Genomic DNA, 25123 nt, shown 5'->3' with positions numbered 1-25123 from the left:
CTAGGCTGGGACGGTGCCCGACGCCTCCGCTCTCTCCCGCGCCGAATCGCTGATCGGCAGCATCCCCGACTATCCCGAGCCGGGGGTGACGTTCCGCGACATCACGCCTCTGTTGGCGGATGCCACGGCCCTGCGCGCCACGATCGACGCGCTGCTCGAGCCCTTCGCGGGCCGCTTCGACGTGGTCGCGGGCATCGAGGCGCGCGGGTTCCTCCTCGCCGGAGCCGCAGCCGTCGCGGCGGGCGTGGGGCTCGTACCGATCCGCAAGGCGGGCAAGCTGCCCAGGCCGGCGGCATCCGTCTCCTATGCGCTCGAGTACGGAACCGCCGAGATCGAGATGCACGACGACATCCCGAACGGCACGCGCGTGCTGCTGCTCGACGACGTGCTCGCGACCGGCGGCACGCTCGAGGCCGGGCGCGCGCTCGTCGCCCGCCTGGGCGGCGAGGTCACCGGTACCGCGGTGCTGCTCGAGATCGACGCGCTCGGTGGCCGCGAGGTGCTCGGCGGCGACGTCCACACGGTCTTCCACGTCTGAGTCGGCCCGCGTCTGACCCGCGTGGCGTTTGATCCGCGCGGCGTCTTGCCCGCGCGGCGTCCGGCTCGGACCGCCTCCGACCCGCGCCGCCGCGCGTCGGTGCCGCACCCCGGTTGAGTGTCCAAGACACGCGGACGGTAGTCCGTGGCATCCGCGTGTCTTGGACACTGAAACCCAGACGTTGCGCCGCCCGCAGCGCCGCAGCAACTCGAGTGTCCAAGACACGCCGTTGCGCGAGCGCCGGATGCGGCGTGTCGTGGACACTCGCGGCCGCACGTGATGGGGCGGCTACCGTGGCCGAATGACCGAACCGACGGATGCCACCCCCTCGGCCGACGAACCGGATGCCGCCGATCCCCCGGTGGCGCCGCCCGCGGCGAGCTATGTGTCGTCGCAGCGGACGACGGAGCGGCCCTCGCCGAGCCCCGACGGGCTGACGCCGGGGGAGCAGAAGCACCAGCGCGAGACGAGCCTCGTGATGTCGATCGTTGTGATCGCGGCGGTGGTGCTCGGGGCCGTGCCCCTTCTGTACATCTTCCTCATCGCGCTCTTCATCCCCGGCGGGGCGCTGCTCTGGTTCGTCGCGCCGGTGCTGCTCACGGTCCTCGCGGCGACGGCGCTGCGTCGCGCCAAGCGCGGCGGCCGCCGTGGGCCGCGCATCACGGCGCGGTGGGCGCTCGGTGCGGCGATCGCGACGTTCGGGCTGCCGCTCATCGTGCTCGCGGAGTTCAACGCCGCGATGCGCTGAACGCCCCGCATGCGAGTTGAGTGTCCAAGACACGCGGACCGTGGGCCGTGGCATCCGCGTGTTTTGGACACCGAATCATGGTCGAGCGGTCTCGAAGCGGTCGGTGCCCAAACCCAGTCGAGTGTCCAGGACGCGCCGTTCCGCACGCCCGCGCTACGGCGTGTCCTGGACACCCAACGGTGGCCCCCGACGCCCCGACCTCAGCGCAGCACCGACGTGCGACGCCCGCCCGGCCTCAGCGCAGCACCGACGCGCCGAGCTCCACGGGGCTGCCCTCGATGTTGCCGACGATGCCGCGGATGACGCCGGTGCCGTCCTCGCGACGGAGGCCGTCGTACCAGGCCTGCGTGGCCTCGACGTCGAACGCGTGCGTCTCGTGCGCACGCTTGCGCGCCCGCAGCACGAGGTCGCCCGCGCGCTCGGTGCGGATGCGCTCGTACCGCTTCAGCGAATCCTCGACGCCGAGCGTCGTCGTGGCGAACACGATGCCGAGGGCGAAGCTGTCCTCGAGCGCCGAGCACGCGCCCTGCCCGATGTCGGGTGCGGTGTTGTGCGCGGCGTCCCCGAGGATCGCCACGCGCCCCCGCACCCAGGTGTGGAACGGGTCGATGTCCCAGATCTCCACGCGGTTCAGCGAGGCGTCGGGGTCGATGGCATCCAGGAGTGCCCGGACACCCGGTGCTCCCCACGACCCGAACGCCGCCTCGAGCGCCGCCGCGCGGTCCTCGAGCACGCCCGAGGGCCCCGGAACGTCGACGAAGAAGTAGAAGCGGTCGCCCGCGACGGGCATCACCGCGCAGCGCTTGCCGTCGCCGACGTACGTCGTCCACTGGTGCGGCGGCCCGATGCGCGGGTCGGCGGGCACCAGGCCGTTGTAGTTGACGTAGCCGGAGTAGCGCCGCTCGGGACGGATGCCAGTGGGCTCGGTGACGTAGTCGCGCACGAGCGAGCGCGCCCCGTCGGCACCGATGAGGAGGTCGGCCGTGTCGGTCGAACCGTCGGCGAACGTGGCGGTGACCGTCTCGCCGTCGTCGGAGACCTCGACGAGCTGCATCCCGAGGTGGATGCGGTCTGAGCCGACGGCATCCATCATCAGCGCCTGCAGATCGGCGCGCGCGACCGGGTAGGGTCGCTGCCCGGTCTGGGAGGTGACGGATGCCAGGCTGAACCGGCACATCTCCTCGCCGGTGTGGCCGTCGTAGTAGGCCATGTCGTCCATCTGGCCGCCGAGGGCGGCGACCTCGGTGCCGAGTCCGAGCCAGTTGAGCACCTTCACGCCGTTCGACCACAGCGACAGCGCCGCGCCGACCGGGCGGTTCTCGCGCATGCGGTCGTACACGACGACCTCGTGCCCGAGCTTGAGCAGCGCCAGGGCGGCGGAGGTTCCGCCGATGCCCGCGCCGATGACGATGACCTTCATGGCTCCTCCTCAGCTGCCGCGGTAGGTCGAGTACGCGAACGGGCTCAGCAGCAGCGGCACGTGCAGGTGGCCCTCGCCGCTCACGGTGAACGCGACCGTCGCGACGGGGTGGAACGATGCGACCCCGCGCAAGCGGAAGTAGTCGCCGGTCCCGAACGTCAGCGCGTAGTCGCCGTGCGAGAGGCGGTCGGGACCGAGCGCGAGGCGGCCGTCGGCGTCGGTGACGCCCTCGGCGATGGTCTCGCCGCCCAACCGGGCCAGTGTCACGGCGACGCCGGCCGCGGGCGTCCCGGTCGCGGCATCCAGGACGTGCGTGGTGAGGTGCGTCATTCGGCGGGCTCCGGTTCGTCGGGGGCGTCGTCGGCGAGGGTGGTCCGCAGGCGCAGCAGCGCGATCTCGGCGAGCTGCCGCGTCGCTTCGAGGGTCTCGGCGTCGGGGGTGTTGCCGAGGCGGCGCTCGAGTTCGGCGCGGATCTCGCCGGGGGTCCGCCCCGCCGCGCGGATGAGGAACACACGACCGAACCGCTCCTCGTACGCGGCGTTGCCGGCGGCGATCGCGGCGACGTCGTCGTCGGCGGCGGTGCTCATCGCGGCCTGTTCGCGACGGGATGCCGCGGCCTCGGCGTTCTCGCCCGACACCCTCGCGCCGATGCGGGGGTGGGCGTGCAAAGCGGCGGCGAGGTCGTCCGGTGACCACGTGGAGGCGAGGTCGCCGGCGTAGGCGGCGAGGGCGTCGACGTCCGCGTAGGGGCGACCGGCGACGACGGCGTCGACCCACCCCGGGATGTCGGCCCACACCCGGACGACGTCCGTCGCGTCGGCCGAAGAGGCCGCGTTGAAGGCGGTGAGGTGCATGCCCGCAACGCTACGGGCGCCGCGTTACGGGGCTGTGGCCGGATGTGTCCGCGATGTTGCTGTGGGGAACATTCCGCGGTTGGCCGCAGCCGGCCTCGGTCTGCGCGGCGGTCGTCCCCGGGACACAACGAAGGAGATTCGAGTGGCAGGGGGCGAAATGGCGCGGCGCACGTCGCTCGCTCGGGCGGATTTCCTTCGTTGTGTCCGCGAAGCTCCCGCCCGAACGGCCGCGTCGTCCCCGCCGTCAGGCGTGGACGATCAGCCAGTGCGCGACGGCGTCCGCGGTGCCGGTGTTGTGCAGGCGGTGGGGGACCGAGCAGGGGTAGCTGATGGCATCCCCGGCGCGGAGGATCACGCGCTCGGCCTCGAAGTCGATGGTCAGCTCGCCCGAGACGACCGTGCCGACCTCGTACCCCTCGTGGTGGAACAGTCCGTCGGCGCCGTGGGCCGACGCCCCGGGCGGATAGATGGACTCGAAGTAGTCGACGCCGGGCGAGGAGCCGGGTGTCAGGCGGCGGAACGAGACGCCGCTGTCGAGCACGATGTCGGGTGACTGTCCGGCGCGCTGCAGCGTGAAGCCCGAGGGGCCCGCGGGCTCGACGGGACGATCGGATGCCGGGTCGAACGCGGCCACGAGGGGAACGCCGAGCGCGTCGGTGATGGCGATGAGGCGGGAGACGCTCGGCTGCATCACGCCCCGCTCGATCTGTGACACGGCGCTGGGGGAGATGCCGAGTTTCGCCGCGAGGGTGCGCGCCGACATTCCGCGCGCGGTGCGCAGCGTGCGGATGCGTTCGCCGACGCCACCGGCGGCGACGGTGCTCTCGTCCACGGCGGCGGGCTGCGTCATGCCCCGAGTCTAGGGATGCCGCGAGTGTGAAGGAGCGACTTCACACAGCTGTTACACGAGCGAAACCAGGGCGGATGTGTGAACCCATAGCTTCACATTCATGCACCACTCCGGCCGCGGACTCCACGTCGTGGCATCCACCGTCCTGAGAGGAATGACATGACCACGACACCGCTCACCGGCCCCCACGATCTCGTGGAGGCCGCAGGCCACCCCACCGGCGGCGGCAATATGAAGCCGCAGTACGACGACCGGCTCGCCAACGAAGACCTCGCTCCGCTGAAGAAGCAGAAGTGGTCGTCGTACAACATCTTCGCGTTCTGGATGAGCGACGTGCACTCGGTCGGCGGCTACGTCACCGCGGGCTCGCTGTTCGCCCTCGGCCTGCAGTCCTGGCAGGTGCTCGTGGCTCTGCTCGCGGGCATCGTCATCGTGCAGGTGTTCGCGAACCTCGTCGCCAAGCCCAGCCAGAAGACGGGCGTCCCCTACCCGGTGATCAACCGCGTGGTGTTCGGCATCCGCGGGGCGAACATCCCCGCGATCATCCGCGGCCTCATCGCGATCGCCTGGTACGGCGTGCAGACGTTCCTCGCGGCGGAGTCGCTGAACATCATCTTCCTGAAGTTCATCCCGGGCTCGGCGGCCCTGCTCGACGTGTCGTTCGCGGGGCTGTCGGCTCTCGGCTGGATCTCGTACGCGATCCTCTGGACCGCCCAGTTCCTGCTGTTCTGGAACGGCATGGAGGTCATCCGGCGCTTCATCGACTGGGCCGGCCCGGCGGTGTACCTCGTCATGATCGTGCTCGCGGTATACCTCGTGTCGCAGGCCGGCATCCAGAACATCTCGTTCACCCTGTCCACGACGCAGCTGGACTTCTGGGCGTCGATCCCGGTGATGTTCGGCGCGATCGCGCTGGTGGTGTCGTACTTCTCAGGTCCGATGCTGAACTTCGGCGACTTCGCGCGGTACGGCAAGAGCTTCCAGGCGGTCAAGCGCGGCAACCTGTGGGGCCTGCCGATCAACTTCCTGTTCTTCTCGCTGCTCACCGTCATCACGGCCTCCGCGACGGTTCCGGTGTTCGGCGAGCTGATCACCGACCCGATCAAGACGGTCGAGCGCATCGACACGCCCTTCGCGATCCTCCTCGGCGGCCTCACGTTCGTCACCGCGACGGTCGGCATCAACATCGTCGCGAACTTCATCTCGCCCGCGTTCGACTTCTCGAACTTCGCCCCGAAGAAGATCTCGTGGCGCGCGGGCGGCATGATCGCCGCGGTCGGTTCGACGTTCCTCATGCCGTGGAACTGGTACTCGAACAGCGACGCGATCCACTACTCGCTCGGCGTCCTGGGCGCGCTGATCGGTCCGCTCTTCGGCATCCTGATCGCCGGGTACTACATCGCGGCCCGCCAGCGCGTGAAGGTCGACGCGATGTTCACGATGGATGCCAAGGGCCCCTACTGGTACCGCAACGGTTTCAACCCGAACGGGGTCAAGGCCGTCATCGTGGCGGGCGTTCCGACCGTGGCGATCGCGGTGTTCCCGAAGCTCTTCGCCGACCTGGGCCTGTTCAACGTCTCGTGGATCAGTGACTACAGCTGGTTCATCGGCTGCGGCCTCGGATACGTCCTGTTCCTCCTGTTCGAGCGCTTCGACCCCCGCGTCCCGACGTTCGACGGCGAGACGGACGGCATCTCGGACGGCACCGTCGACGGAGCCGCGGCCACCGCGGCATCCGAGCCGCCGGCGATCTCGGGAGTGATCCCCGTGGATGCCACGGCCCCGGCGTCGAAGTCGGGTTCCGGTGTCTCGGGAGCGGGCGCGCTCGCGTGAGGATCCTGCTCATCAACCCCAACACCTCCCGGGCGATGACCGCGAAGATCGCGGATGCCGCCCGGGAGGTGGCGGGACCCGACGTCCTCCTCGATGCGGTGTGCCCGACGGTCGGCGCGGCCGCGATCGAGAGCCACGTCGACGAGGTCGCGGCCGCGGCCGCGGTGGTCGAGCTGGTCGCGGCCGACCGCGACGGGCCGGCCCCCGCCGACGCCTACGTCGTCGCGTGCTTCGGCGACCCGGGGCTCGACGCGGCACGCGAGCTGGTGGACGCGCCGGTCGTCGGGATCGCCGAGGCGGCGATGCACCTGGCCGCGGTGTCGGGGCGGCACTTCGGCGTCGTCACGACCCTCAGCCGCACGCTCGGCCGGGCCCGTGACCTCGTCGGTCGGTACGGTATGGAGCGCGCGTGCGTGTCGCTGGCCGCGACCGGCATCCCGGTCCTGGATCTCGAGGACACCGGCTCTCCCGCCTTCGAGACGATCGCGCGCCACAGCACCGATGCCGCCACGGCCGGTGCCGACGTGATCGTCTTGGGCTGCGCCGGCATGGCCGACCTGTGCGCCGAGCTGACGGCCCGCGTGGGCGTGCCTGTCGTCGATGGGGTCGCGGCCGCGGTGGGACTGGCATCCGGAATGGTCCGCATGGGTCTCGGGACGAGCAAGCGCGACGAGTACGCGACGCCGCCGGTGCGGGTTCCTTCCGGGTTTGGGGCGGATTCCTCGCTTTGGGGCGGAGAAGTCACGCCCCAAAGCGCGAATAGCGCCCCAAACCCCGCGACCACCGCCGGCGCGGCACCGGGCCGAGTGTTCGCATGAATGTTGATGACGGTTACATCGGCGAAACGCGGGGCCTTTAGCGTGATCGGCATGAGCACCAGGATCGCCGCCCGCCGCACGTTCGTGGACGGGCGTTTCGTCCCCGCGACCGTCGTGATCGACGAGGGTCGCATCACGGACGTGACCGTCTTCGACCCGATGGCCGACCGCGTGCTGCCCGACGACGCCGTGCTGCTGCCGGGCCTCGTCGACTCGCACGTGCACCTCGACGAGCCCGGCCGCACCGAGTGGGAGGGCTTCGCCACCGGCACCGCGGCCGCCGCGGCCGGGGGAGTGACCACCGTCGTCGACATGCCGCTGAACAGCTCGCCGGTCACGACAACCCCGGAAGCCCTGGATGCCAAGCGCGCCGCCGCCGTCGGAAAGCTGGCCGTCGACGTGGCGTACTGGGGCGGGGCGGTCCCCGAGAACCTCGGGTCGCTCCGTGCGCTGGCGGATGCCGGGGTCGTCGGGGTCAAGTGCTTCCTGTCGCCGAGCGGGATCGACGAGTTCGGACACCTGGATGCCGAGCAGCTCGAGGCCTGCCTCGCCGAGCTCGCGGAGTTCGACGGGCTGCTGATCGTGCACGCCGAGGATCCCGCGCACCTGCACGCCGACGGCGCGCTCGGTCCGCACTACGCCGACTTCGAGGCCAGCCGCCCGCCGGTCAGCGAGCGCGCGGCCATCCGCCGGGTCATCGAGGCGGCCCGCCGCACCGGTGCCCGCGCGCACATCGTGCACGTGTCCGACGGCGAGGTGCTGGACGACGTCCGTGCCGCGAAGGCCGAGGGCGTGCGCCTGACCGTCGAGACGTGCCCGCACTACCTCACGCTGGACGCCGCCGAGGTGCCCGACGGAGCCGCGGCGTTCAAGTGCTGCCCGCCGATCCGCGGCGCCGCGAACCGCGACCTGCTGTGGGCGGGGGTGGTCGACGGCACCATCGACGCCATCGTCAGCGACCACTCGCCCGCGACGGTGGAGCTGAAGTCCAACCCCGACTTCGGCCTGGCCTGGGGTGGAATCGCGGGACTCCAGACCGGCCTGTCGTCGGTGCACACCGCGGCGCGGGGGCGTGGCATCCCGCTCGAGGACCTCCTGCCGCTTCTCACCACCGGCCCCGCGCGCGTCGCCGGGCTCGCGGGCCTCGGCGTGATCGCTTCCGGCGCTCCGGCGCACCTGGTGGCGTTCGCCCCCGACGAGGAGTTCGTCGTGGATGCCACGGCCCTCGAATACCGCAACCCGGTCTCACCGTGGCACGGGCAGACGCTCACGGGCGTCGTGCGCGAGACGTGGCTGCGCGGAGAATCGGTGTTCCGCCGCGGCGAGCACGTGACGGTCCGCGCGGGGCGCGAGCTCGTGACCACGGTGGTCGAGGCATGAGCGCGGTCCCGATCCTGCAGCCGGGCGTGGGCGAGATCCCCGGCGATCACTACGTCCGCGCGACGCCCGAGACGGTGCTGTGGGGGCGGCTGCCGTGCGGGACCGACACGGCGGTGCTCGAGATCGCGTCGGGTGAGACCGTGACGTTCGACACCGTGAGCCACGAGGGGATCCTCGACGACCAGGGCAAGGACCCGGCGGCGTATTTCGCGACCCACGGTGTTCCGGCGGAGCAGGTGCTCGACGACGCGATCGAGATCGCGGCATCCGTTCCCCGTGACGTGATGGCGGACGGCCCGCACGTCGTCGTGGGGCCCGTGCACGTGCGCGGCGCGCATCCCGGCGATCTGCTGAAGATCACGGTCGAGGCGCTCGCGCCGCGCGTGCCGTACGGCGTCATCTCGAACCGCCACGGCAAGGGCGCGCTCGTGGGCGAACTGCCCCGCGGAGAGCACAACGTCAGCGTGTTCGCCTCCGTCTCGGCGCGAGAGGACGGGCTATACGGAACCCTGCCCGTCGTCGAGGGCGGCGAGCCGGTGGTCGCGTTCCCGCTCGCGCCGTTCCTCGGGACGATGGGCGTCGCGGTCGCCGGGCACGAGCGGCCGCACTCCGTCCCGCCCGGAACCCACGGCGGCAACATCGACATCAACCTGCTCGTCGAGGGGGCGACGCTGTTCCTCCCGGTGCAGGTGGAGGGGGCGCTCGCGTACGTCGGCGACCCGCACTTCGCGCAGGGCGACGGCGAGGTCGCGCTGACCGCGCTCGAGGCCTCGCTGCGGGCGACGTTGCGCTTCGAGGTGATCCCCGCGGATGCCGCTCGCGCCGCGTTCGGAGACGTCGTCGGCCCGCTCGTCCGGACGCCCGAGTACCTCGTGCCGACCGGAATGGACCCCGACCTGGATGCCGCGATGCGCGCGTGCGTCCGCGCGTCGCTGTCGCTGCTCGGGGGCCGCTGGGGCATGGACGAGCACCTCGCCTACGCGTACCTCAGCGCCGCGACCGACTTCGACATCTCGCAGGTGGTCGACATCGTGTCCGGTGTGCACGCCCGCATCCGCGAGGCGGACTTCGCCGGCGTGGCCGCGGTGGAGCCCGTGCCGCTGGCCGGTGACGGAGGCGCCGCATGACCCCCGCGCTCGCCGCCGCCCTCGCCCGCGCCGAGGCCGCGGACGCCGCCGGCGCCGCCCCCGGCATCGTTCCGAGTCGCGCCGCAGATGATGGTTCAGTGTCCAAGACACGCCGCATCGCGCGGGTCGCACGCGGCGTGTCCTGGACACTCGATCGCGTCGGGAAGGGACAGCGATGACCGATGCCACGATCCCGGTCGACCTGCGAGAGGCGTTCGACGCGTACGAGCGGGCGATCGTCGCCAATGACCTCGACGCGCTCGACGCGTTCTTCGCCCCCGGCGACGACACGCTCCGCGGCGACACGGCGGGGCTCCTCGTCGGGCACGACGCCATCAGCGGGTTCCGGGCGCTCCGCGGCGGCGTTCCCCCGCGCGAGATCGCCGAGGTGCACTACCGCCCCCTCGCCCGCGGCGGCGAGGCCATGGCATCCGGTGCTGACGCCGCCGAGAGCACCGACGGCGACGTCGCCCTGCTGATCTCGGTCTCGGCGTTCCGCGGCGGCGGGCGCGGGCTGCAGACGCAGGTGTGGCAGCGGATCGATGGGCGCTGGCTCATCACCGCGGCGCACGTGACCCCGCGGACGCCCGCGCTCGACCGGACGATCTGGCGCAGCGTCGGCGATCCGTTCCTGCAGGGCGCGTGGGAGGGACCGCTCGCGGGACTCACCGTCGCCGTGAAGGATCTGTTCGCGATCGCGGGGTTCCGCATCGGCGCGGGCAACCCGACGTTCCTCGAGGAGGCGCGCCCCGAGAAGGCCACCGCTCCCGCCGTCGCCGACCTGCTCCGCGCGGGAGCGTCGCTCCGCGGCATCGCCCGCACCGACGAGTTCGCGTACTCGATCGCGGGCGACAACGTCCACTACGGAACCCCGCCGAACGGCGCTGTCGTGGGCGCGCTCCCCGGCGGCTCGTCGAGCGGACCGGCCTCCGCCGTCGCCCTCGGCCACGCCGACGTCGGCCTCGCGACCGACACGGCGGGGTCCATCCGCGTGCCCGCGTCGTACCAGGGACTGTGGGGCCTTCGCACGACGCACGACCTCGTGCCGCGGCAGGGGATGCTGCCGCTCGCGCAGTCGTTCGACACGATCGGCTGGCTCACCCGCGACGGCGAGACCCTGCAGCGTGTCGCCGACTGGTGCCTGAGCTACGACGGCTCGGCCTCCACCGAGAACGTCTACGGAGCCTCCGGCGACGACCTCCCCTGGCGCTTCCTCGTGCCCGAGGAGATCCTCGCGTGCGTCGAGCCCGACACGCGCACGGCCTTTTCGCGTCTGCTCGCCGCGCTCGCGGCATCCGACGATCCGCCGCCGTTCCGCGCCGTGGATTCGGGAGACCTGGATGCCACTTTCACCGCGTTCCGCACCGTCCAGGGCGCCGAAGCGTGGCGCAATGACGGCGAGTGGCTGCGGGCGCATCCCGGGGCGGTGGGTCCGGCGGTCGCGGAACGCTTCCGCGTCGCGTCGCAGATCACCCCGGCCGAGGAGGCCTCCGCCCGCGCCGCGCTCGAGCCGATCGCGGCGCACATGGCCGAGCTCGTCGACGGCGCGGTCCTCATCTTCCCGACCGTTCCCGGCCCCGCGCCGCTGCGCACGGCGGACGTGGATGCCGTCCGCGCGGCGACCCTCCGCATGACCGCCCCCGCGGCGGCGGCGGGGCTCCCCGCGGTCTCGGTGCCCCTGCTGACGGTGGCCGGCGCGCCCGTCGGCGTCTGCCTGGTGTCGCGCGCCGGCACCGACATCGCGCTGGTCCGTCTGGCTCGGCGGCTCGCGGCAGTGGTTGGGGCGGGGGCCGGCCGATGAACGCGGCACAACTCCTGCAGAACCGGCACAGCTCGGCATCCACCGCCCACCGCGCCCGGATTGCCGGAGTTGGGTCGAACGTGCCCCCGCCCTGCGCGACACAACGAAGGAAATCCGGCCGCCGGACCGGCGACTGGCGCGCCATAGCGCCGAGGCGGAAGCCGATCTCCTTCGTTGTGTTCCGTCCCGAGCCCGTCCGCCCCGCCCACCCCCGCACCACGGAGCCCAGATGACCCACCTCCCCGGCCCGATCGACCCGCCCGCGCGTCTGCTGATGGGGCCCGGCCCCATCTCGGCCTACCCCAGCGTCCTGCGCGCGATGGGCGCCCCGCTCGTCGGGCAGTACGACCCGTTCATGACCGCGACCATGAACGAGACGCAGGAGCTGTACCGGCGAGTCTGGGGCACCGCGAACGATGCGACCCTGCTCATCGACGGCACGAGCCGCGCCGGCATCGAGGCGGCGATGGTGTCGCTCATCCGCCCCGGCGACCGCGTGCTCGTCCCGGTCTTCGGCCGTTTCGGCCACCTGCTCAAGGAGATCGCCGAGCGCGCGCTCGCCGAGGTCCACACGATCGAGGTGCCGTGGGGAGAGGTCTTCCCAGTCTCGACGATCCGCGAGGCGATCGAGCGGGTGAAGCCGCACCTCGTCGCGTGCGTGCAGGGCGACACGTCGACCACGATGCTTCAGCCGCTCGACGAGATCGGCGAGATCTGCCGCGCCCACGGCGCCCTGTTCTACACCGACGCCACGGCATCCCTCGGCGGGAACCCCTTCGAAATGGATGCCTGGGGCCTGGATGCCGCGACCGCGGGCCTGCAGAAGTGCCTCGGTGGACCCTCCGGCTCGGCGCCGATCAGCCTGTCCGACCGTGCCGTCGAGGTCGTCCGGTCGCGCGCGCGGGTCGAGGCGGGGATCCGGGAGGAGGGGGATGCCGTGGCATCCGACTTCATCCGCTCGAACTACTTCGACCTCGCGATGATCCTGGACTACTGGGGTCCGCGGCGCCTGAACCACCACACCGAGGCGACGACGATGCTCTACGGCGCGCGGGAGTGCGCGCGCGTGCTGCTGCTCGAGGGCCGCGACGAAGTGATCGCGCGGCACCAGCTGCACGGCGACGCGATGCTCGCCGGCGTCGAGGGCCTCGGGCTCACCGTCTTCGGTGACGTCGCACACAAGATGACGAACGTCGTCGCGGTCGAGATTCCGGATGCCGTCGTCGGCGACGCCGTGCGCGCCGAGCTGCTGAACGACTTCGGGATCGAGATCGGCACGTCGTTCGGTCCGCTGCACGGACGCGTCTGGCGCATCGGCACGATGGGCTACAACGCCCGGAAGGATGCCGTGCTCACGACCCTGGCCGCGCTCGAGACGGTGCTGCGCCGTCACGGCGCGGCCGTCGCCGCGGGCGGGGGCGTCGAGGCCGCGCAGGACGTGTACGGGGCCGCGGGATGAAGACGCGGCTCCAGGTCGCGCCGGAGCGCATCGCGTCGGCCGCGCGCCGCGTGATGGGCCGCTGCGAAGAGCTCGCCCGCGTCACCGCGATGACCGGCGGAATCGAGCGCGTGTACCTGTCGCCCGAACACGCGCGCGTGAACCGGCTCGCCGCCGAGTGGATGCGCGAGCTCGGCATGTCGACCCGGCAGGACGCGGCCGGCAACCAGGTCGGTCGCCTCGCCCCTGCCGGAGCCCGGGACGCCCCCGCCCTGCTGATGGGGTCGCACCTCGACACGGTCCCGGATGCCGGGCGCTTCGACGGCATCGTGGGTGTGCTGATGGCGCTTGAGGTGGTGCGGCTGGTCCGTCGTGTGGACGACGAGGGGGTGGCATCCAGTCCGTTCCCGTTCGCGCTCGAGGTGATCGCGTTCTCGGACGAGGAGGGCACGCGCTTCGGCAAGGCGCTCCTCGGGTCGTCGGCCGTGGCCGGGCAGTGGGATTCGTCCTGGTGGGATCTCACGGATGCCGACGGCTCGACGCTGCGGCAGGCGTTCCGCGAGTTCGGCCTCGATCCGGGCCGCGTGGGCGAGGCCGCGCGGAAGCCCGAGGAGCTCGTCGGGTACCTGGAGGCGCATATCGAGCAGGGCCCCGAGCTCGATCGGGCGGGGCTGCCGCTCGCGGCGGTGTCGTCGATCGCGTCGGCGCGGCGGTTCCAGCTGGTCGTCGAGGGCGAGGCCCGGCACGCCGGCGGAACGCCGTACGACATGCGCCGCGACGCGCTGCTCGGCGCGAGTGAGGCGGCGCTCGCGGTGGAGCGGATCTGCCGCGCCGAGCATCACATCGTCGGCACGGTCGGGCAGCTGGAGGCGTTCCCCGGCGCGGTGAACGTCGTGCCGGGCGAGGCGGTGTTCTCGCTCGACCTGCGGGGTGAGTTCGATGAGACCCGCGACCACACGTGGTCCCAGATCTCCGCGGAATTGGATGCCATCATGGGCCGCCGTGGCCTGCGCTGGCGGTCACGCGAGGTGCATTCGGCGCCGGCGGTGTTCTGCGAGCCGTTGCTGCAGGACGTGGTGCGGGCCGGCATTGGCGGTGAGGCCCCGACCTTGTTCAGTCGCGCCGGTCACGACGCGATGGCGATCGGGGCCATCACCGGGGTGGGGATGCTGTTCCTCCGCAACCCCGACGGGATCAGTCACCACCCCGACGAGGCCGTTTCCGCCGCCGATGTCGCGGCGGGGATCCTGGCACTCGCCGAGGCGGTGCTGGGGTTGGGGGCGGAGCGGGGGTAGCGCGGCCAGATGCGGGCGTCAGCCGCAGGCCGACGCGCTGATGTACTCGATCACCGGCGACCCGTAGTCGTCGATCGAGCCGATGGCGCCGGAGACGCCTGTGGCAAACCTCCCGATGTTGCCCCAGTAGAGTTCGCCGAACGGAGAGAGGTAACCGTTACCGCCCACGGGCGTCGATCCGGCCGGCACGGTCGGCAGGTCCTGGTGTTCATCCGTCTGTGTGGACACGTTCCGGATGTACCTGTGAGCCGACCCGTCGGTGGACAGCACATATTCGAGGGCATACCTGCCAAGCTCATCGACGCCGCCCGAGGCCTTCGAAACGCCCGCCGCGACCTTGCCGTAGTCGGCCCAGTAGAGATCGCCACCGGCTGTAAGCCACCCGATGCCGCCGACGGGTGTCGTCCCGGCGGGCACCGCCGGGAAGTCCTGGTAGAACCCTTCTTGCCGCGGGACGTTGTAGACGTAACGGTGGGCAGAACCGTCGGATGACAGGACGTACTCGACGACGTACTGGTTCTGTTCGTCGATCCCGCCGATCGCCTTTGCCACGTTGGATGCGATGACTCCGACGGTGGACCAGTAGAGGTCGCCGGTAGAAGTCAGCCACCCGATGCCCCCGACGGGAGTCGTTCCGTTGGGGACGTTCGGGAAGGACTGGTGCAGCGTGTCTCCGGTCTTTGCATTGCGGACGTAACGCTGCGCCGAGCCGTCCGACTTGAGCGTGTATTCAAGTACGTACTGGTTCTTGTCGTCGCGTCCACCTATCGCCCGGGCAACGCCGGTGGCCACGGGGTCCTCCGCGGCCCAGTAGAGGTCGCCGGTCGGCGAGAGATAGCCGATACCGCCAACGGGCGTCGAACCCGAAGGTGCCTTTGGGAAGGATTGGACGGTCGTCGGTGTCGCCCCGATGATCCGCACATAGCGATGGGCTGATCCATCGTTGGCGTCGATGTACTCCAACACGTAGTTGCCGAATTCGTCGATGCCGCCCACGGCCCGAGAAACGCCCGAAGCGACAATACCCGTGTATGCCCAGTAGAGGTCGCCGGTGGAGGAGAGGTATCCGATCCCGCCGACGGGGGTGCAGTTGGCTGGGATATTCCAGTAGTCCTGATAGACGACCGTGTTCGTTGTCACGTTCTTGATGTAGCGATGGGCAGATCCATCGCTGGAGAGCGTGTATTCCAGGACGTACTGCTGTTTCTCATCGACGCCGCCGACAGCCTTTGATACGCCAGAGGCGACCTTACCGTCGTCCGCCCAATACAGGTCGCCCCCGGCTGTGAGCCATCCAATCCCGCCGACGGGTGTCGTGCCAGCGGGGACGGAAGGGAAGGCCTGATAGAACCCCTCCTGCCTCGGGATGTTGTAAACGTAGCGATGCGCCGACCCATCGGACGCGAGCACATACTCAAGGACGTACTGGTTCTGCTCGTCGATCCCGCCGACCGCCTTGAAGACGTCGGTTGCGACCTTGATCCCCGTCCAGTAGAGATCCCCATTGGGGAGGAGCCATCCGATTCCTCCTACCGGGGTGGCTCCGGCGGGAACGTCCGGAGCGTCCTGGTAGAGCGTCGTACCGTTGGCGACATTTCGGACGTAGCGGTGGGCAGAGCCGTCCGAGGTCAGCGTGTACTCGAGGACGTACTGCTTCCTGTCGTCGATGCCGCCGATCGCCTTGGCCACTCCCGTAGCGACACTCACACCGTCGCCCCAGTAGAGGACACCGTCGTCGGTCAGCCACCCGACCCCGCCAACGGGAGACGTCTGAGCAGGTGTATTGGGGAAGTTCTGGAGGAGTGAACTGTTGGGGTTCACGTCTCGGATGTAGCGGTGCGCTGAACCGACCGTCGCGGCCGAAGCGGTGGAGGCCGCGGGCGTTGCGCCCGCCGATGTCGCAGACAACGTTCCGGTCCCGCCTTGAGGCGGCACGCTGATGGCCGGAAGGTTCACGCGGCCGTCGCTGCCGCTGGGCTGCGTGTTCGTGACGGAGCCGTCGGCGAACCGATAGCCATTGTCGAGACTCGTCGTCACGCTTGCCCCGGCACTGGGCACGCCGCCGACCGTGACCGTGATGTACGCGCCGGTGATCGTTCCACAGGCCACACCGGTATAGGTGGTCTTGTCGAACGTGAGCACCGGAGCGTTTGACGCCGCGGCAGCGGCCGGGGCGATGCTGGCTGCCGCAATGACGGGGACGGACCAGGCTGCTCCGGCGAGGACGGTACGGCGGGACGGCGTGGGCGTGCGGGGCACTTCGGGCGTCCGGTTTTCGGGGTCGCGAGACATACGTAGGCCTTTCGGGTTCGGGTGGCGCCAGCATCCGCGGGTGCCCCGAGCGACTCCAACTCCACGTTTGCGCGACCGGTGCGGGTGAGGACGCGCGGGTGGGTGGCATCCGGAATCGAAGGAGCGCGTGAACCGGGAGGTGAATGAATCCGAGGGTGGCGGAGCGGCGGAGGAACGGGCGGCGACGCTGGAGGGACACCTGCTCAGATCGGAGCCGCATGACCCGAAGCGTGCGCGCCGAGGGCCCGGCGGTGCGCGAGTGGTTCGCGCAGCGGTCCCTCGACTGGACCCCGATGTCGGAGGGGCCCGCGATCCTCATCGTCGATGAGGCGGAGATGTCGGCCATCGTCATCCGGCGTCTGTGGCACACCGCGGCGCGCATCTCCCCGGCACCCGCGCCCGCGCGGAACACCGGCGCGACGCTCGTGCTCGAGGCCGAGGGGCGTGTCGACTACTCCTTTCGCGACGGGCGTGATGTCCCCGCCGACACCGCGGACGCGCTCGTCTACCCGAACGCGTCGTTCGCCGGGTTCGTGTCGCAGCAGCCGAGCGCGCGCATCGAGGTCGTCGCGACGCACCGGCTCCTCGACGAGCCGTCGGTGCTCCCGGGCGCCGACGATGGGCCGGCGTGGCGGGCATTGGCATCCACCATCAACGCGATCCTCAACACCGAGCGGTCTACGACCCCCTCGACCCGCGCCGCGCTCGGACACGCGATCGAGGGCCTGTGCGCGGCCCTGATCGCCGACCGCGCAGGGGCCGGGCCGGATCCTGCGTTGTTCCGCTCCGCGGAGGGCACCTTCGCGGCGGCGATGCAGCTCGTGAACGAGCGGGCCGACGACCCCGGGTTCACCGTCGAGCAGCTCGCCGACGCGTTGGGGGTGTCTCGGCAGTACCTCGCGCGGGTGTTCTCGCGCCGGGGGAGCACGCCGCGCGACGCGCTGCGGGCCCGGCGCCTCGAGCTCGCCGACGGGTTCACGGCGGTGGGGATGCCGACGGCCGAGGTCGTGCGGCGTTCAGGATTTCCGTCGCAGCGGGCGTTGTCGCACGCGCGGCGGGAGCGTGACGCGCAGCGCTTCGAGCTGTGAGGTGAGGGCCGGAAGTGAGACTTCCCACGCCATTAATCTAGGTTATTCGCGCTAACCTAGGTTAACGAGTCGATTGGTCTACGTTATGCGTGCGAAGGCGGGGGCGCCCGGAACCGGGTCTGGCGGCGGTGTTCCCTGGCCACCCCACGGCGCATGCGTCGTCCCCTGGCGTCAGGAGCGTCGCGGTGGTAGCAAGCAGGATCGGATGCTGCGCGAGGTCGAGACGCGCATCCCTCCGTTCATCGCCGACGTTGACGTGCGCATCCCCACCGACCTGACCGGTGCCAACGAAGCCGCACTTCTCGCGCTCGGCGCGATGGACGCGGAGGCAGCGGGTCAGTCGGTCGCGCTCGCGCGCTTCCTCATCCGCACGGAGTCGGTCGCCTCCTCGAAGATCGAGCGCGTCTCGGCGTCCGTCGAGGACTTCGCGCGGGCTCTCGCCGGCAACAAGTCGAACACGTCCGCGATGAGCATGGTCGCCGCGACGACGGCTCTCGGGACCATGGTCGAGGCGGCGGGGCGCATGGGCCAGATCGTGGTCGACGACATCCTTCGTGCCCACCGTGACCTCATGCGCGACGATCTCACCGAGGGTCCCTACGCCGGACGGCTACGAGCCAGTCAGAACTGGATCGGCGGAAGCGAGGACAGCCCGGTCGGTGCCTTGTACGTTCCTCCGCCCGCGGAGATGGTCGGCGAGCTGCTCGACGATCTCGTCCGATTCGCCAACCGGGATGACGTCCCGACTCTCGCGCAGGCTGCCCTCGCACACGCGCAGTTCGAGTCGATCCACCCGTTCGGCGATGGCAACGGTCGTATCGGGCGCGCGCTCATCGGCGCGATCCTGCGGCGGAGGGGGGTGACGCGAAACACCGTCGTCCCGGTGGCGAGTGGGCTGCTGGCGCGGCGCGAGGACTACTTCGACGCGCTGACCGACTATCGGGATGGCGCGACGTCGCCTTTGCTCGAGCTGATCCTGCGCGCGTCGACGGTTGCCGCGGAAGCCGGGCGCGAGTCGATCCGGCACATTTCGGGCGTTTCCCGATGAGTGGGCGGAACGAGTGGAGGCGCGTCGAGGATCGGCTGCGGCCGCTTTGATCCCCGCGTTCTTCGACAACCCGGTGATGGGTGTCGATGAGGTGGAAGCCGTGGCGGGAGTGAGGGGGCAGGCGACGTACACCGCCCTTGCCCGGCTCGAAGAGGCTGGAGTCGTCCACGAGATCACGGGCCGCAAGCGTGACAAGGTGTGGGCGGCGAGCGACCTCCTCGCCGAACTGACGGTGCTCGACTCGCGGATCGCCGCGGGCATGCGCCGGCGCTGACTCCGGCGCGTGCCGTCTCGAGGAAGCGTTCCGCAGCCGGGATTGAGGGCGGGTGAACTTTCCGCCGGTCGGGGCTAGGCCTCCCTTGACTCTAGGCAATCCCGGGCTAGATTATCGAAAAGAAGGCGCAGAGGACACGGACGGTGGTGAAACACCTGAAGAGCCTCGGATGGGTGTGCCTGCGGGGCGGCCAAGGGAGCCACGAGCTGTGGGGCCTTCCCGACGGGTCGCAGAAGGCGTCCATCCCCGTCGGCCATCGCGAGGTGTCCGTAGGCGTGCTACGACAGATCGAGAGGGCCGGGGCGACCCTTCCGCCGACCTGGAAGTGAGAGGAAGCACATGAGTGTTCAGACCTTCGACGTGACCGTCGAGCGCGAAGGCCGGTGGTGGGTGTTCGACATCCCTCAGCTCGGCACGGGCGGCCAAGCTCGATCTCTCGAGGAGGTCGATCGCGAGGCGCAGGGCGTCGCCGCCGTGTGGCTGGATCGTGACCCTGCCGAGGTCGCTGTGAACCTCCACGTGAGCGGCGCGGAGCAGCTCCTTGCGGAGTGGGTAGCGGCCGAACGCGATGAGGCCGAGGCGCGACGCGCGCAGGCGCGCGCGGCCGAACGTCGTCGCGCCGTCGTCACGACTCTCCGCACCCGCTACACCGCTCCCGACGTCGGACGCGTCCTCGGCATCAGCAAGCAGCGGGTGTACCAGATCGAGAAAGCGAAGGCGTCGTAGTCCCGGGCCACCGGAAGGCAACTGGCCCGCGACGCCCCGCCCCTCGGCCGGGAGAATCGAGGCATGACCGAAGCGCCTGGCATCCTGCACCTGCTCGCCTTCGCCGCGGAACCGGGCGGCGGCAACCCCGCCGGAGTGGTCCTGGATGCCACGGCCCTCGACGAGTCCGACATGCTGCGGATCGCGGCTGACCTGGGGTATCCCGAGACGGCGTACGTCACGGCTCGCGACGGGGAGCGGTTGCGGGTGCGCTACTTCTCGCCCGAGGCCGAGGTGCCGTTCTGCGGCCACGCGACGATCGCGACGGCGGTCGCCCTCGCCGAGGAGTCGGGGCCGGGCGATTTCGTGTTCGAGACCACCGCGGGCGACGTCGCCGTGGTTGCGAGCGCCGAGGGCGGCCGGATCGCTGCCGGATTCACGAGCGTCGAGCCGACGGTCCGCGACTTCGCCGACCCCGCACCGCTGCTCGCTCTGCTCGGACTCGACGCCGACGACCTCGACCCGCGGATGCCGCTCGCCGAGGCCTTCGCGGGGAATTGGCATCCGGTGGTCGCCGTCCGCACGATCGAGCGGTTCGATGGATTCGGATACGACCCGGCCGAGCTGCGGGTGCTGATGGATGAGCGCGGGTGGACGGGGACCGTCACGGTCGTGCATGTGGCGGGGGACGTCGCGGACGGTGCTGTGGTCGAGGCGCGCAACCTCTTCCCCGTGGGCGACATCACCGAGGACCCGGCCACGGGTTCGGCGGCCGCCGCGCTCGGCGCGTACCTCCGCGACCGTGTCGGAATTCCGACGCCGTTCCACGTCACCGTCCACCAGGGGCGGCACATCGGTCGGCCGAGCATCCTCGAGGTGGACGCGCCGCCGGTCGGTGGCATCCAGGTGTCCGGGACGGCCGCGCCGCTCGAGGGCTGAGTCTCCGCGGGGAGCGTGTCCCAGTTATTGCTGTCTGCGGCGCTCGCAGGCGGCCATGAGTGGGACATGCTCCGTCATAAGTGGGACGAGGGTTCTGGTGCCGCGTTGGTGCCCGGGTGCATGTCCCAGTTATTGCTGGCTGCAGCCGCTTGAGGGAGCACTAAGTGGGACATGCGCCGCCATAAGTGGGACGCGGGGGGGGGGGGGGGGGGGGGGGGGGGGGGGGGGTAATAGCACCCGCCTCACTCCCCGCCCGCAAGCCTCCACACGCGGTCGCGGGAGAAGGGCAGCTCGTAGCCGCGGCGGCCGAGCGCGCGTGAGACGGCGTTGCCGATCGCCGCGCCCACCGGGTTGTACGGCGATTCGCTCATCGACTTCGCGCCGAACGGTCCGAGGGTGTCGTCGGTCTCGGCGAAGTACACCTCGGTGTCGGGCACGTCGGCGAACTGCGGCACGCGATACGTGCGGAACACGGCGTTCTGCACCACGCCGTCCTCGAGCAGCACCTCTTCGTACAGAGCGCCGCCGAGCGCCTGCGCGGCCCCGCCCTCGATCTGCCCGCGGCACTGTTCGGGGTTGATCACGACGCCGGCGTCGGCGGTCTGGATCGACTGCAGCACTCTCACCGTCCCCGTCTCGGGGTCGACGGCCACCCGCACGGCGTGCACGTTGAACGCGAGCGAGCGGAAGTCGCCGAACTCCGCGCCGTCGGCCGTGAGTCCGTGTTCGTCGCGCATCGTCGCGGGGGCGGCATCCACGATCCGGTCCCACGGGACCAGCTCGTCACCGGCCAGGATCCCGGATGCCACGACCTCGGCGGAGTCGGCATCCCCTCCGGCGAGCTCCACGGCGATGTCGATCATGCGCCGCCGCAGCACCGAGCACGCGACGTGCAACGCCTTGCCCGCCACGGTGGTTCCGGCGGAGGCGAAGGCGCCGGTGTCGTGGCGGACGGCGTCGGTGTCGGCGGCCCAGAGTTCCAGGCGGTCGTGCGGCACGTCGAGGACGGTCGCGGCGATCTGCCGGTGCACCGTGGACGTGCCGTTGCCGAACTCGGCGGTCCCGACCCGCAGCAGGAACGTGCCGTCGCGGCGCAGGGTCGCCGTCGTGTGGGCGATGTGCCCGCGCGGCGCCATCGTGGCGATCATCGCGGCGGCCATGCCCTCGCCGACCGCCCACCCCTCGGGAGCCTCGACGCCGTTGCCGCGCCGCAGGGCGTCCTGCGCGAGATCGAGGCACTGGTCGAGGCCGTAACTGCCCCAGATCAGGTCTTCCTCGTACTTCTCGTCCTCGTCGGGGTGGAGCGGGTCGCCCTCCTTCACCGCGTTGATGCGGCGGAGGTCGAACGGGTCGATCCCCAGCTCCTCGGCGAGGGCGTCCATCGCCGACTCGACCGCGAACACGACCTGCCCGAGCCCGTAGCCGCGGAACGCGCCCGACGGCGGGTTGTTCGTGTAGACCGCCTCCGCGTCGATCCACTTCGTCGGCACGCGATACAGCGTCGTCGACTCGGCGCAGGAGTGGAACAGCACGCCGATCGCGTGGTTGCCGTACGCGCCGGTGTCGCTGAGGACGTCGAGCTTCATCGCCGTCAGACGCCCATCGGCATCCGCTCCGAGCGTGGTGCGCACGCGCATCGGATGCCGGAGCGAGGCCCGCACGAACTGGTCGGTGCGGGAGTACTCGTACGCCACCGGACGGCCGAGCTTCAGCACGGCGAGGGCCGTGAGGTCTTCCGTGAACAGCTCCTGCTTGCCACCGAAGCCGCCGCCGACGCGGTTCGCGAAGACGCGGATGCGGTCGCGCTCGAGGCCGAGAATGTGCGCGAGCTCGTTGCGCGCGAGGAACGGCACCTGCGTGGACGAGCGGATGACGAGACGCCCGTCGTCGTCGAGCCACCCGACGGCACCGTGCGTCTCCATCGCGGCGTGCGTGACGCGCGACGAGCGCCATTCGCCGGTGACGGTGACGGGGCTCGCGGCGAGGGCCGCGTCGATGTCGCCGCCGTGGCCGGTGTGGAAGCCGGCGACGACGTTGCGCCCGGCATCCATAACCCGCTCGTCGGGCGTGCGGTCGGGGTGCAGCAGCGGAGACCCCGGCCGTCGCGCCTCCTCCGGGTCGAAGACGGCGGGCAGCACCTCGTACTCGACGCGGACCGCGCGGCAGCCGGCATCCGCCGCCTCCGCCGTCTCCGCGACCACGGCCGCCACGCGCTGGCCGACGTGCCGCACGACGTCGTCGAGCATCCGTGTGTCGTCGGGGTCGTCGGTGCGGTGTTCGTGACGGCCGGTGGAGTAGCGGGTGTCCGGCACGTCGAGGTGGGTGAAGACAGCGACGACGCCGGGCAGCGCCAGCGCGGCGGTCGTGTCGATCGAGGTGATCCGCGCGTGCGCGTGGGGTGAGGTGACGACGCGCAGGACGAGCGGCGGGCCGCCCGGGACGGGCTCGTCGAAGGTGAAGGGCTCCTTGCCCTGCACGATGCGGCGGGCGGCTTCAGGGGCGACCGAGGTGCCGACGCGCCCGGCCACGCCCTGCTGACTTGGGCCATGTGTACGCGCGGGCTGGGTTTCGGCGGGCGTTTGGCCGAAGTCAGCGGCGAGGGTCGCGGCGGGTGTGCCCGTCTCGCGCACGGGACCCAGCACGGACTCGCGGATCGCCTCGCGGATCGGGCGATATCCCGTGCAGCGGCACAGGTTGCCCTTCATGCGGCGGTCGAGGTCGTCGAGGTCGTGCGCGCAGAGCGTGGATGCCGTGACGCTCATGCCCGGGGTGCAGAAACCGCACTGGAACCCGAATCCGGATGCCAGGGCCTCCTGCACCGGGTGGAGTTCGTCGCCCGGAGCGAGCCCGGCGGCTGTCGTGATCGAGCGCCCCTCGAGGCGCACCGCGGGGATGATGCACGAGTGCGTCGGTTCGCCGTCGAGCAGGACCGAGCACGCGCCGCAGTCACCCGCGTCGCAACCCTTCTTCACCTCGACATGCCCGGTCTCGCGCAGCAGCGTGCGCGCGCACTGACCGGGCCGCGGGTCAGCCTCGACGGCGGACCCGTTGACCTGGAACTTCACTCGGTGTCCTCCTGCTGGACCATGCCGACTCGGCTTCGCGTGCTCACGCGGCACCCTCGTGCGCGTCGCGGGCGAAGCCCGCGCGCAGCCGCTCGGCGAGCACGACGCTCACCCCGCGCCGCCAGTCGGCGCTCCCGAGCGGGTCGGTGTAGAAATCGGTCGCGGATGCCACGGCATCCCGCAGCTCTCCGGCCCCCGGGATCCGCACGAACCGCAGCACGCGTGGCCGACGCACCGCCGCCGTGACGACGAACACGCACGATCCGTCGGGGTCGACGCGGGCCGTGACCACCGCGCCGGAGCGCCCGAGTTCGGCCAGCGCGATCTTCTGCAGCGCCACGCGCGACGTGAGCGCCGTCCGCGGAATGTCGAGCGCGCGGAGCACCTCGCCGGGCGCCAGCGAGGTCGCGGCGTTGTCGATGACGAGCTCGGCGACGGCGATCCGGCGCTCGCCGCCGTCGGGCGTCCACACCAGGGCCGTGGCATCCAGGGTCGAGAGGAAGGCGATCATGGCGCCGGCCGCGAAGGCGCGGCAGACGTTGCCGCCGACGGTGGCGGTGTTCCAGATCTTGAACGACGCCAGCAGCGCGTCGGCGGCGGGGCGGGCGAGCGCGAGCGACGTCCATTTGGCCGGCGCTTCGCGTTCGGCCCACGCGAGCAGTCGCGCGATCGTGCAGGTCGCGCCGATGCGGAGGCCGGTGTCGGTGACCTCCAGGTCGGGCCAGCCGAGGGTGGTGAGGTCGACGAAACCCGTCGTCTCGAGCTGCGGCTCGCTCATGAGCCACGTGCCGCCGGCCATGACGACTTCGCCCGGAGCGAGCGCGAGATCCGCCCGGGTGTGTGCGGCGCGGTATGAGGTGACGGAGGTGATGTCCACGCGTCAGCCCGCCAGGATCTCGCCCGACCATGCCCCATCGTCGAGTCGGTAGTGCTGCCGCGTGCTCTGCCCGGCGGGGTCGCCGCGCCAGAACGTGAGGGTGAGCGGGCGCAGCCGGAAGCCGACCCACCGCTGCGGGGGATCGAGGACCGGGTGCGTGGCGTCGAACTCCGCCCACACGCGCCGGCGCTCCTCGGCCGGGAGCTGCGCGTTGTCGAGTGTGTTCATCCAGGCGAGGAGTTGCAGGTAGCGCGACCGCTGCGCGTAGACGGCGGCGGCCTCGCGGGCGCTCACCCGCTCGACGATCCCGCGGACGACGAGCTGCCGGCCCACCTCGGGCCACGCGACCGCCATCGCCGCGACCGGGTTGGCCGCGATCTCAGTGACCTTCGCACTGGCGGCGTCGGTGTGGAAGTACAGGCCCGTGGCATCCCGGTCGCTCACCAGGACGTGACGCAGCGACGGGAGTCCGTCGCGACCGATCGTGGACAGGGCCGCGAGCGGACGCAGCTCGCTGTCGTGCTCGGGGAGCCACTGGATCATCAGCGCGACGGGATCGGCGACGAGGGTGTCGGTCCCGTCGATGTCGGAGCCGAACGTGGTACCTGCGGTGATCATGCCCACCTCCGGTTTGTGCAGTGTCACCGCCGAGCGTAGGGACCGTGCGTTTCGGCGATGTTGCCGCCATGAACATTCGCGGAAACACGCGGTCGGTACAGTCCCGAACGGGGCC

The 25123-nt window shown here is 71.1% G+C and carries 23 protein-coding genes; 15 read left to right on the top strand and 8 right to left on the bottom strand.

Translation table 11 applies throughout. The features are described from left to right. The first annotated feature begins 13 nt into the window (after positions 1–13). Both RKD05_RS05105 and RKD05_RS05100 read left to right on the top strand, forming a co-directional pair. A complete protein-coding gene (locus tag RKD05_RS05105; protein WP_022878695.1) occupies positions 14–538 on the top strand; it encodes an adenine phosphoribosyltransferase in 525 nt (174 codons plus the stop codon). A 301-nt stretch (positions 539–839) separates the two neighbouring features. Next, the gene (locus RKD05_RS05100) at positions 840–1286 is read left to right on the top strand and encodes a hypothetical protein (protein ID WP_424708459.1); all 447 of its coding nucleotides are present in this window, start codon (positions 840–842) and stop codon (positions 1284–1286) included. 235 nt (positions 1287–1521) lie between these two features. On the opposite strand, the gene hpxO is transcribed toward RKD05_RS05100, so the two are convergent. From hpxO to RKD05_RS05080, 4 genes are all read right to left on the bottom strand, one after another. After that, complete coding sequence (gene hpxO / locus RKD05_RS05095) at positions 1522–2706, bottom strand: FAD-dependent urate hydroxylase HpxO (protein WP_424708457.1); 1185 nt, start codon at positions 2704–2706, stop codon at positions 1522–1524. Between the two features lie 9 nt (positions 2707–2715). Continuing rightward, the gene (gene uraH, locus RKD05_RS05090) at positions 2716–3036 is read right to left on the bottom strand and encodes a hydroxyisourate hydrolase (RefSeq protein WP_424708456.1); all 321 of its coding nucleotides are present in this window, start codon (positions 3034–3036) and stop codon (positions 2716–2718) included. Then, positions 3033–3560, bottom strand: a complete 528-nt coding sequence (gene uraD / locus RKD05_RS05085) for a 2-oxo-4-hydroxy-4-carboxy-5-ureidoimidazoline decarboxylase (RefSeq protein WP_424708454.1) — start codon at positions 3558–3560, stop codon at positions 3033–3035. Before uraD ends, uraH begins: the two co-directional genes overlap by 4 nt. A 244-nt stretch (positions 3561–3804) precedes the next feature. Continuing rightward, positions 3805–4410, bottom strand: coding sequence for a helix-turn-helix domain-containing protein (locus RKD05_RS05080; RefSeq protein ID WP_424708452.1), 606 nt, complete (start codon positions 4408–4410; stop codon positions 3805–3807). Positions 4411–4569: 159 nt separating this feature from the next. Between RKD05_RS05080 and RKD05_RS05075 the strand changes: the two genes are divergently transcribed. From RKD05_RS05075 to RKD05_RS05045, 7 genes are all read left to right on the top strand, one after another. Then, on the top strand, positions 4570–6243 hold the full coding sequence (locus tag RKD05_RS05075; protein ID WP_424708450.1) for an NCS1 family nucleobase:cation symporter-1: 1674 nt from the start codon (positions 4570–4572) through the stop codon (positions 6241–6243). After that, positions 6240–7061 (top strand): aspartate/glutamate racemase family protein, encoded by an 822-nt coding sequence (locus RKD05_RS05070; protein ID WP_424708448.1) that lies wholly within the window; start codon positions 6240–6242, stop codon positions 7059–7061. Before RKD05_RS05075 ends, RKD05_RS05070 begins: the two co-directional genes overlap by 4 nt. A 51-nt stretch (positions 7062–7112) precedes the next feature. Beyond that, positions 7113–8441 carry an allantoinase AllB gene (allB, locus tag RKD05_RS05065; protein WP_424708446.1) on the top strand — a complete coding sequence of 443 codons (1329 nt, stop codon included), beginning with the start codon at positions 7113–7115 and terminating at the stop codon, positions 8439–8441. Then, positions 8438–9568 (top strand): acetamidase/formamidase family protein, encoded by a 1131-nt coding sequence (locus RKD05_RS05060; protein ID WP_424708445.1) that lies wholly within the window; start codon positions 8438–8440, stop codon positions 9566–9568. The genes allB and RKD05_RS05060 overlap by 4 nt, the downstream gene beginning before the upstream one ends. A 175-nt stretch (positions 9569–9743) precedes the next feature. Beyond that, positions 9744–11369, top strand: coding sequence for an AtzH-like domain-containing protein (locus RKD05_RS05055; RefSeq protein WP_424708443.1), 1626 nt, complete (start codon positions 9744–9746; stop codon positions 11367–11369). A gap of 229 nt (positions 11370–11598) precedes the next feature. Beyond that, positions 11599–12828: a pyridoxal-phosphate-dependent aminotransferase family protein gene (locus tag RKD05_RS05050; protein ID WP_424708442.1), complete on the top strand. Its 1230-nt coding sequence runs from the start codon at positions 11599–11601 to the stop codon at positions 12826–12828. Then, positions 12825–14102 carry an allantoate amidohydrolase gene (locus tag RKD05_RS05045; protein ID WP_424708441.1) on the top strand — a complete coding sequence of 426 codons (1278 nt, stop codon included), beginning with the start codon at positions 12825–12827 and terminating at the stop codon, positions 14100–14102. Before RKD05_RS05050 ends, RKD05_RS05045 begins: the two co-directional genes overlap by 4 nt. Before the next feature lie 18 nt (positions 14103–14120). On the opposite strand, the gene RKD05_RS05040 is transcribed toward RKD05_RS05045, so the two are convergent. Next, positions 14121–16244, bottom strand: a complete 2124-nt coding sequence (locus tag RKD05_RS05040; RefSeq protein WP_424708439.1) for a hypothetical protein — start codon at positions 16242–16244, stop codon at positions 14121–14123. Positions 16245–16612: 368 nt separating this feature from the next. Here RKD05_RS05040 and RKD05_RS05035 point away from each other — a divergent pair, with 368 nt between their 5' ends. From RKD05_RS05035 to RKD05_RS05010, 6 genes are all read left to right on the top strand, one after another. Then, complete coding sequence (locus RKD05_RS05035) at positions 16613–17482, top strand: helix-turn-helix domain-containing protein (protein WP_424708437.1); 870 nt, start codon at positions 16613–16615, stop codon at positions 17480–17482. A gap of 205 nt (positions 17483–17687) precedes the next feature. Continuing rightward, positions 17688–18530 (top strand): Fic family protein, encoded by an 843-nt coding sequence (locus tag RKD05_RS05030; RefSeq protein ID WP_424708435.1) that lies wholly within the window; start codon positions 17688–17690, stop codon positions 18528–18530. A gap of 46 nt (positions 18531–18576) precedes the next feature. Further along, a complete protein-coding gene (locus RKD05_RS05025; RefSeq protein ID WP_424708433.1) occupies positions 18577–18804 on the top strand; it encodes a hypothetical protein in 228 nt (75 codons plus the stop codon). A gap of 143 nt (positions 18805–18947) precedes the next feature. After that, entirely contained in the window at positions 18948–19133 is a 186-nt protein-coding gene (locus tag RKD05_RS05020) for a type II toxin-antitoxin system HicA family toxin (protein ID WP_424708431.1), read from the top strand. A 10-nt stretch (positions 19134–19143) separates the two neighbouring features. Then, positions 19144–19530, top strand: coding sequence for an antitoxin HicB (locus RKD05_RS05015; RefSeq protein ID WP_424708430.1), 387 nt, complete (start codon positions 19144–19146; stop codon positions 19528–19530). A 63-nt stretch (positions 19531–19593) separates the two neighbouring features. Next, entirely contained in the window at positions 19594–20448 is an 855-nt protein-coding gene (locus RKD05_RS05010) for a PhzF family phenazine biosynthesis protein (RefSeq protein WP_424708428.1), read from the top strand. A gap of 242 nt (positions 20449–20690) precedes the next feature. Here the strand turns inward: RKD05_RS05010 and RKD05_RS05005 are convergent, their stop codons facing one another. From RKD05_RS05005 to RKD05_RS04995, 3 genes are read right to left on the bottom strand one after another with little or no spacing between them, the layout of a single operon-like run. Further along, positions 20691–23513: a molybdopterin-dependent oxidoreductase gene (locus tag RKD05_RS05005; RefSeq protein WP_424708427.1), complete on the bottom strand. Its 2823-nt coding sequence runs from the start codon at positions 23511–23513 to the stop codon at positions 20691–20693. Between the two features lie 43 nt (positions 23514–23556). Further along, complete coding sequence (locus RKD05_RS05000) at positions 23557–24390, bottom strand: FAD binding domain-containing protein (protein ID WP_424708425.1); 834 nt, start codon at positions 24388–24390, stop codon at positions 23557–23559. A gap of 3 nt (positions 24391–24393) precedes the next feature. Next, positions 24394–25008, bottom strand: a complete 615-nt coding sequence (locus RKD05_RS04995; RefSeq protein ID WP_424708423.1) for a pyridoxine/pyridoxamine 5'-phosphate oxidase — start codon at positions 25006–25008, stop codon at positions 24394–24396. Positions 25009–25123: the final 115 nt, after the last annotated feature.

This window comes from Microbacterium sp. SLBN-111 (genome assembly GCF_049739645.1).
Taxonomy (GTDB): Bacteria; Actinomycetota; Actinomycetes; order Actinomycetales; family Microbacteriaceae; genus Microbacterium.
Note: the sequence above shows the minus strand (reverse complement) of the source record. Positions and strands in the feature narration are given on the sequence as shown.